Annotated in this window: 6 protein-coding genes; 3 read left to right on the forward strand and 3 right to left on the reverse strand. The window is 65.3% G+C overall.

The features are described from left to right. Nucleotides 1-40: 40 nt before the first annotated feature. Genes xylF through xylA form a run of 3 tightly spaced genes read right to left on the reverse strand, consistent with a single transcriptional unit; the run spans nt 41 to nt 3,922 of the window. Nucleotides 41-1,054 carry a D-xylose ABC transporter substrate-binding protein gene (xylF, locus tag ACTHLF_RS19535; protein ID WP_440329632.1) on the reverse strand — a complete coding sequence of 338 codons (1,014 nt, stop codon included), beginning with the start codon at nt 1,052-1,054 and terminating at the stop codon, nt 41-43. 32 nt (nt 1,055-1,086) lie between these two features. Then, nucleotides 1,087-2,592: a xylulokinase gene (gene xylB, locus ACTHLF_RS19540; RefSeq protein WP_440329633.1), complete on the reverse strand. Its 1,506-nt coding sequence runs from the start codon at nt 2,590-2,592 to the stop codon at nt 1,087-1,089. A gap of 13 nt (nt 2,593-2,605) precedes the next feature. After that, entirely contained in the window at nt 2,606-3,922 is a 1,317-nt protein-coding gene (gene xylA / locus ACTHLF_RS19545; RefSeq protein ID WP_440329635.1) for a xylose isomerase, read from the reverse strand. A gap of 152 nt (nt 3,923-4,074) precedes the next feature. Here xylA and ACTHLF_RS19550 point away from each other — a divergent pair, with 152 nt between their 5' ends. From ACTHLF_RS19550 to ACTHLF_RS19560, 3 genes are read left to right on the forward strand one after another with little or no spacing between them, the layout of a single operon-like run. Continuing rightward, nucleotides 4,075-5,253 carry a XylR family transcriptional regulator gene (locus ACTHLF_RS19550; RefSeq protein WP_440329637.1) on the forward strand — a complete coding sequence of 393 codons (1,179 nt, stop codon included), beginning with the start codon at nt 4,075-4,077 and terminating at the stop codon, nt 5,251-5,253. 33 nt (nt 5,254-5,286) lie between these two features. Continuing rightward, the gene (locus ACTHLF_RS19555; protein ID WP_440329638.1) at nt 5,287-6,333 is read left to right on the forward strand and encodes an aldose epimerase family protein; all 1,047 of its coding nucleotides are present in this window, start codon (nt 5,287-5,289) and stop codon (nt 6,331-6,333) included. Nucleotides 6,334-6,342: 9 nt separating this feature from the next. Then, nucleotides 6,343-8,226 carry an ATP-binding cassette domain-containing protein gene (locus tag ACTHLF_RS19560; protein ID WP_440329640.1) on the forward strand — a complete coding sequence of 628 codons (1,884 nt, stop codon included), beginning with the start codon at nt 6,343-6,345 and terminating at the stop codon, nt 8,224-8,226. Nucleotides 8,227-8,341: the final 115 nt, after the last annotated feature.

Consider the following 8,341-nt stretch of genomic DNA (forward strand, 5'->3'; position numbering starts at 1 on the left):
AAAGGCGTCGCTCACAAGGTGAGCTCCTACCACGGAGGTCTCAGTTACCCACCTGCGCCTGGGTGTAGAAGCCATCCTTCACCACGAGGTCGACGTTCTGCTTCGTGAGCAGGGTCGGGGTGAGCAGGATCGTGTCCACGTCCTTCTTGCCGTTGTTCATTTTCGAGGTGAAGGTCGGCGCCTCGCCCTTGGCGAACTGCACGGCGAGGTTCGCGGCGTCGGTGGCGATGGTCTTGATCGGCTTGTACACCGTCATGGCCTGGGTGCCGGCCTTGATGCGCTTGACCGCGGCGAGATCGGCATCCTGGCCCGACACGGCCACCTTGCCGGCCAGCTTCTGGCCGTTCAGCGCGGCGATGGCGCCGCCGGCGGTGCCGTCGTTCGAGGCAACGATGCCCTGGATGTTGTTCTTGTTTGCCGTGAGCGCGTTCTCGATGATCGACTGCGCCTTCGAGGCCAGCCACTCATCCGTCCACTGCTGGCCGACGATCTTGATGGCACCGCTCTTCACCAGCGGATCCAGCACCTTCATCTGGCCTTCGCGCAGGATCTTGGCGTTGTTATCGGTCGGTGCGCCGCCGAGCAGGAAGAAGTTGCCCTTGCCGCCCGTGGCATCGACCACGCCCTTCGCCTGCATCTCACCCACCTTCTCGTTATCGAACGAGATGTAGGCGTCGACATCGGCGTTGAGGATCAGGCGGTCGTACGAGATCACCTTGGTCCCAGCCTTCTTCGCTTCGGTAACGACGGTGGTCAGCGTCTTCGCATTGAACGGCACGATGACGATCACATCGACCTTGCGCGCGATCAGGTTCTCGATCTGCTGGATCTGCTTCTGCTCGTTGGCATCGGCGGACTGCACGGAAACCGTGCCGCCCTTGGCTTCCACGGCGGCCTTGAAGTAATCGCGGTCACGGGTCCAGCGCTCGACGCGGAGGTCATCGATGGAAAAGCCGATGACCGGCTTCTCCTTGCTCGCGTGGGCTTGCGGCGCGAAAACGCCGGCGGCCACCATCGATACGGCCAGCAACGTGTGTAGGGCCTTCTGCTTCATGCTGTTCTCCATCTACTTATGGAATCGCCCTTTCAGGACGGGCGGAAATCGTCGCTACGGGCGGCGTCGGTATACAGCGGCTTGAGTTGCTCGTACGAGCGGCGGAACAAAGGGTGGCGCGTTTGCAGGAAATAAGCATGACGCGCTGCATCGGGCTCGCGTACGGCGGTGACCGGCGGCATGGGGCATACCTCGTCCAGCGACGCGTCCGGCTCGACAGCCAGGCGCGCCAGCCGGGCGGCGCCCAGCGCGGGGCCCACCTCGCCACCTGAACGCAGGACCAGGGTCTTGCCGATAATGTCGGCCAGCATCTGCGTCCAGTAGTGGCTGCGCGAGCCCCCGCCGATGACGGTGATGTCGTCGGCCACCAGCCCGGTACCCTCGACGGCCAGCAAGCCGTCGAGCAGGCCGAGGCCGACACCTTCGAGCGTGGCGTGGGCAAGATCGGCGCGATCCGTATCCGGACCCAGGTTCGTGAACGAGCCACGCGCGTGCGGGTTGTTATGCGGCGTCCGCTCACCCGTGAGATACGGCAGGAACATCGGCCCGTTGCGCTCCCAGCCAGCCTGTTCAGCATCGGCGAGCAGTGCGCCGACATCCGGGTAGCCGGTCAGCCGCGCGGTGAAATCGAGGCAGCTGGCCGCATTCAGCATCACCGACATCAGGTGCCATGTGTCGGGCAAGGCGTGGCAGAAACTGTGCACGGCCGTTTCAGGACTGGCACGGAATCCGTCGGAAACAGCGAAATAGACACCCGACGTGCCAAGCGACAGCATGGCCTGGCCGTGGCGTACGATGCCGACACCCACGGCGCCCGCGGCGTTGTCACCGCCGCCGGCGGCGACCGGCACCGTATCCATGCCCCAGCGTTCGGCGAGCTCCTTGCGCAGGCGCCCCGCGGGCTGCGAACCCTCGAACACCTCGGGCATGTGCGATCGGTCCAGCCCGGTCGCAGCCAGCATGGCATCGCTCCACTGGCGTTTCCGCACATCGAGCCATAACGTACCGGCCGCGTCCGAAGCGTCGGTCATGTATTCGCCCGTGAGTCGCAGCCGCAGGTAGTCCTTCGGCAGCAGCACCTTCGCGACGCGCGAGAAGACATCGGGCTCGTGCCTGCGCACCCACGCCAGCTTGGGCGCGGTGAAACCGGGCATGGCCAGGTTGCCGGTGACTTCACGAAAGCCGGGCACCTTCTCCAGTTCGGCGCATTCGATATCCGAACGGCCATCGTTCCACAGGATGGCGGGCCGCAAGACCTTGTCGGAGCGGTCGAGCAGCGTCGCGCCATGCATCTGCCCGGAGAGGCCGATGGCGGCGACGCGACGCGCATCCATGCCCTGCAACACCTCACCCACCGCCGCTTCCGTCGCGGCCCACCACGCGGCCGGGTCCTGTTCGGACCAGCGCGGATGCGGATGGGCGACGGTAAGGGGACTCGACGCGCTGGCGCGCACGGCGCCAGCGTCGTCGATGAGCACGGCCTTGACCGAGGATGTACCCAGGTCGATGCCGAGGTACAGGCGTGCTGATGCTTCCATGTCAGGCTTCATATCACCCATAGATATAGCGGTTGATGATGTTTTCGAGCAACTCCTGGTGGCCCGATACATGTTTCGGGTGCAGATTCCGTGCGATCGCCTCGTCGCTCAGCGAGGCGAGCGTGAAGCCACCATTGAGGATCTTCGTACCGAGATCGGCATCCCAGCCGGCGTAACGCTTCGCCTTCAACTCGGCCAGGGTGTCTTTCTCAACCATCTTCACCGCCCGCTCAAGACCGAGGGCCAGCGTGTCGATGGCGCCGATATGGCCATGGAAAAGATCCGCCGCGTCGTGGCTCTGGCGGCGCACCTTGGTATCGAAGTTGAAGCCGCCGGTGGTGAATCCGCCCGCCTTGAGGATCTCGTAAGTGACCAGGGTCATTTCTTCCACGCTGTTCGGGAACTGGTCGGTGTCCCAGCCATTCTGCGGGTCGCCGCGGTTGGCATCGATCGAACCGAACAGGCCCATGGCAATCGAGGTCGCTACTTCATGGTGGAACGAGTGACCCGCAAGCGTCGCGTGGTTCGCCTCGAGATTCGTCTTCACTTCGTTCTCGAGCCCGAACTCCTTGAGGAAGCCGTAGACCGTGGCGGTGTCGTAGTCGTACTGGTGCTTCGTCGGCTCCTGCGGCTTGGGTTCGATCAGGATCGTGCCCTTGAAACCCAGCTTGTGCTTGTGCTCCACCACCATCTGGAAGAACCGGCCGAGCTGCGCGCGCTCGCGCTTCAGGTCGGTGTTGAGCAGCGTGTCGTAACCCTCGCGGCCGCCCCACAGCACGTAGTTGGCACCGCCGAGGCGATGCGTAGCCTCCATGGCGTGGCGCACCTGCGTGGCCGCATAGGCGAACACCTCGGGCTGCGGATTGGTCGCGGCACCCGCGGCGTAGCGCGGGTTGCTGAACACGTTGGCCGTGCCCCAGAGCAGCTTCATGCCGGTGTCGGCCTGCTTCTTCTCGAGCACATCGACCATGGCCGCGAAGTTCGCCTTGTACTCGGCGAGGCTGTTCCCTTCGGGTGCCACGTCGGTGTCGTGGAACGTGTAATACGGGACGCCGAGGCGCGAGAAGAAGTCAAAAGCGGCATCGGCTTTCTCGCGCGCCTTTGCCATCGGCTCGCCGGCCTGCTGCCACGGACGCTCGAAGGTGCCCGCGCCGAAGACATCGGAACCCGGCCAGACGAAGGTGTGCCAGTAACAGACGGCGAGGCGCAGGTGCTCGGCCATCGTCTTGCCCAGCAGTTTGCGGTTGGCATCGTAATGGTGGAACGCCAGCGGATTATCGGAACCCGGGCCTTCGAATGCGATTTTCGGAATGCTGGAGAAGTACGACATAACGATTCCTTGACAAACATGGGGACGAATCCTACCGATGCTCGCCAGCGGCGCGCTTTGACGCAATTGCGTTTTCCCGCGCACCAGCCAGCCTTTTTCCTGCCGCGATGCGTCATGGCCTCGGGCGGCGTTCCCTGCTACTTTTCCCGGTCATGGCACCGCATCGCATCGCACTGCTGTTCAATGCCAACAAGGTGTATGACCGGCAGGTCATCGCGGGTATTGGTCATTACCTCAACAGCACCCGGGTCGAATGGGATCTCTTCCTCGAAGAAGATTTCCGTAGCCGCATGCGCGACATCCATCAGTTCAAGGGCGACGGCGTCATCGCCGATTTCGACGACCCCGAGGCCGAGGACGCCCTGCGCGAGCTGCACATCCCCGTGGTCGCGGTGGGCGGTTCGTATGAGGACCCGGCGGATTACCCGGTCGGCGTGCCCTATATCGCCACGGATAACGCCCGCCTCGTCCGGCTCGCCTACGATCACCTGATCGAGCAGGGCCTGTCGCGTTTCGCGCTGTATGGCGTGCCGAGCGCAGCCGGCAATCGCTGGGCCCGGGAGCGTGAACACGCGTTCCAGCGCATCGTGGCCGCGGAGAAGGTCGAAGGCATCGTGTACGAAGGCTCGCCGACCAGCGCCGGCGGCTGGGGCGAGGCGGTGGAACACCTCGTGGAATGGCTTTCCGGCCTGCCCAAGCCCATCGGCATCATCGCCGTCACCGACGCCCGTGCCCGCCAGCTGCTGCAGGCCTGCGTCATCGGTGGCATCGCCGTGCCGGAGCAGATCGCGATCGTCGGCATCGATAATGATCCGATGGCCCAGCTGCTCAACCGCATCCCGCTCACGTCGGTCATCCAGGGCGCCGAGGAAATGGGCCGCACGGCGGCCCACGTGCTGCACCAGATGTTGCGCGGCATGGATTGCTCCACCACCCGCGTGCTCGTCCCGCCCGTCGGCATCAACGTGCAGGTCTCCAGCCGTTTCCAGCCGATGCGCAGCCCGCACGTCATGCGCGCCAGCCATTACATCCGCCAGTACGGCTGCCTTGGCATCAAGACCGAACAGGTGGCCGACTATGTCGGCGTCTCACGCACCGTGCTGGAGGAACACTTCAAGCGCGAGCTGAAGCAGACCGTCCACCAGGCGATCCTGAAACACAAGCTCGATACGGCCTGCGACCTCATCGTGAACGGCGATACCACGCTCGCGGACATCGCCATCCGTTGCGGCTTCACATCCCTGCAATACATGTATGCGGTATTCCGTCGCGAATACGACTGCACACCGCGCCAATACCTCGAAACCCACCGCAAGACGGCCGCGACCTGACCATCGCCGCCGGCACGGAACCGTCCCTTCCCGATGCCTATCTCCGAACCTACCGCCTGGGGCATGCTGCCCGACGGACGCCCCCTCCATCGCTGGACCCTGCGCAATGCGCGTGGTGCCCGCGTCGACATCAGTGACCTCGGTGCCACCCTGCTCTTGTGGCAGGCGCCCGATCGCCAGGGCCAGCTCGGCGAGGTGTTGCTTGGCCACCCCGATGCCGCGCATTACCTTGCCGCCAACGCGTTCATGGGCGGGATCGTGGGGCGCTGGGCGAACCGTATCCGCGGCGGCCGTTTCGAACTCGACGGGATCGAGCACCGGATCGACCGCAACGATGGGAACAACCATCTCCACGGCGGCCATGATGGATTCCACGCGCGCGCCTGGGATGTCGACCCCGATGGCGATGCGCTCCTGCTGAACCTGGTTTCGCCCGAAGGCGACGGCGGCTTTCCCGGTGAGGTGCGCGTCCAGTTGCGCGTCAGCCTGGACGACGATGGCGCGCTCGAATTGCGTTACGAGGCGACGACGGACGCCCCCACTCCGCTCAGCCTCACGGCGCACCCGTATTTCAACCTGAACGACCGTCGCCCGGACATCCGTGACCACGTCATCCGCATCGACGCCGAAGAGTTCTTCGCCGCGGACGCGGAGGCGATCCCGACCGATCGCCAGCATGTCTCGGGCACGGCGTTCGACTTCCGCGAACCCGCCCCGATCGGGTCGCGCCTCCACTGGCCCGATCCGCAACTGCGCCTGTCCGGCGGTTTCGATCATTGCTACGTGCCGCACGGGGCCGTGGGCAACGCACCCCGGGTCGTGGCGGTGGTGACCGAACCCTCCAGCGGGCGGCGTCTCACGGTGGAGACGGACCGCGCCGGGCTGCAGTTCTACAGCGGGCAGAAGCTCGGTGGCCAGGTGAACCGTGATGGCCATCCCTACAGCGCCTTCGCCGGGTTCGCCCTGGAGGCGGAGGCGTTCCCGAACCAGGTGAACATGCCCGGGATCGCCGAGGCCGCGATCCTCCGGCCCGGCGCCACCTACCGCCAGCTGACCCGTTACCGCCTCGATACCCTGTAAAATAGGCCGATGTCTCTTATCCAGATCCTTGGCCTCGACTACAGCGTCGGCGGCCCCCTCCTGCTTGAACACGTCGATCTCTCCCTCGACCTGGGCGAGCGCGTCTGTATCGTCGGCCGCAATGGCGCCGGCAAGTCCACGCTGATGAAGCTGATCGCCGGGGAGCTCAAGCCCGACGATGGCGAGATCCGGCTGCAGGGCGGCACCCGCGTGGCGCGGCTGACCCAGGAAGTGCCGCAGGACACCGCCGGCACCGTGTTCGATGTGGTCGCCGAAGGCCTGGGCGAGCTGGGCCACCTGCTGGCCCGTTACCACCACATGCTCGACGAGGGCGACATGGATGGCCTGGGCGAGGTGCAGTCACAGATCGAGGCGCACAACGCCTGGGACCTGGACGCGCGCGTCGAGAACATCATCGAGAAGCTCGAGCTGCCCGGCCATACGGATTTCGCCGACCTCTCCGGCGGTATGAAGCGCCGCGTGCTGCTGGGCCAGGCCCTCGTACGCGACCCTAACCTGCTCCTGCTCGACGAGCCCACCAACCACCTCGACATCGAGGCGATCGCGTGGCTCGAGGGCTTCCTGAAGGGGTTCGCCGGCGCCATCGTCTTCATCCCCCATGACCGCAGCGTCCTGCGCTCGCTGGCTACGCGCATCGTCGAAATCGACCGTGGCCAGGTCTCGAGCTGGCCGGGTGATTACGACAACTACCTGCGCCGCCGCGAAGAGCGCCTGCATGCCGAAGCGCAGGCCAATGCGCACTTCGACCGCAAGCTGGCCCAGGAAGAAGTCTGGATCCGCCAGGGCATCAAGGCGCGCCGCACCCGTAACGAGGGCCGCGTACGCGCGTTGAAGGCCATGCGCCGTGAGCGCTCCGAGCGCCGCGAGGGCCAGGGCAACGCGAAGATGACGATGGCCAACGCGCAGGCCTCCGGCCGCAAGGTGGTCGAGACGAAGCACGTGACCCAGGCCTATGACGGCCGCACGCTGATCCGCGATTTCTCGACCACGATCATGCGCGGTGACCGCGTGGGCATCATGGGCCCGAACGGTGCGGGCAAGTCCACGCTACTGAAGATCATGCTGGGCCAGCTGGAGCCGCAGGAAGGTACGGTGATCCTCGGCACCGGGCTCGAGATCGCTTACTTCGACCAGCACCGCATCGCGCTGGACGATCGCATGAATGCGCTCGACAACGTGGCCGAGGGCCGCGAATACATCGAGCTGAACGGCCAGCGCAAGCACATCATCGGTTACCTGCAGGATTTCCTGTTCTCGCCGGAACGCGCGCGCGCGCCGATCACCCGCCTCTCGGGCGGCGAACGCAACCGCCTGCTGCTCGCCAAACTGTTCGCCCAGCCATCCAACCTGCTGGTGATGGACGAACCGACCAACGATCTCGACGTGGAGACGCTGGAGCTGCTGGAAGAGCTGCTCGGCGAATACACCGGCACGTTGCTGCTCGTGTCGCACGACCGAGACTTCATCGACAACGTCGTTACCAGCACGCTCGTGCTGGAAGGCGATGGCGAAATCGGTGAGTACGTCGGTGGCTACAGCGACTGGCTGCGGCAGAAGCCGGTGGTGGCTGCGGCAAAGGCTGCGGCGGCCGCCGTAGCGAAGCCCGCCGCCGCGGTGGCCGCGCCCGCTCCCGCGCCGGCGCCTGTCGTGGCGAAGAAGAAGCTCTCGTTCAAGGAACAGCGCGAGCTGGACCTGCTACCCGCGAAGCTCGAAGAGCTGGAAACCGCGATCGCGAAACGCACCGAGGCGATGAACGATCCGAAGTATTACCAGCAGGACGCGGCCGCGATTACGCGCGGCAACGAAGAGCTGGCCAGGCTGCAGGCCGAACTCGACACCGCCTTCGCGCGGTGGGAAGAACTGGAAGGCTGATCGCGTAGGAGCCCACCCTGTGGGCGACGCCGTTCGCGGAAGAGCCACAGGGCCTGTGGCGTTATCGCGAAAGATGTCGCCCACAGGGTGGGCTCCTACGTTGCGTTAAAGCCGG

It is taken from the genome of Luteibacter sp. (assembly GCF_051958795.1).
GTDB lineage: Bacteria > Pseudomonadota > Gammaproteobacteria > Xanthomonadales > Rhodanobacteraceae > Luteibacter.

Excerpts from the sequence above, each read along its gene's own strand:
- xylF (WP_440329632.1), bottom strand. The coding sequence starts at position 1,054 with ATGAAGCAGAAGGCCCTACACACGTTGCTGGCCGTATCGATGGTGGCC.
- xylB (WP_440329633.1), bottom strand. The coding sequence starts at position 2,592 with ATGGAAGCATCAGCACGCCTGTACCTCGGCATCGACCTGGGTACATCC.
- xylA (WP_440329635.1), bottom strand. The coding sequence starts at position 3,922 with ATGTCGTACTTCTCCAGCATTCCGAAAATCGCATTCGAAGGCCCGGGT.
- ACTHLF_RS19550 (WP_440329637.1), top strand. The coding sequence starts at position 4,075 with ATGGCACCGCATCGCATCGCACTGCTGTTCAATGCCAACAAGGTGTAT.
- ACTHLF_RS19555 (WP_440329638.1), top strand. The coding sequence starts at position 5,287 with ATGCCTATCTCCGAACCTACCGCCTGGGGCATGCTGCCCGACGGACGC.
- ACTHLF_RS19560 (WP_440329640.1), top strand. The coding sequence starts at position 6,343 with ATGTCTCTTATCCAGATCCTTGGCCTCGACTACAGCGTCGGCGGCCCC.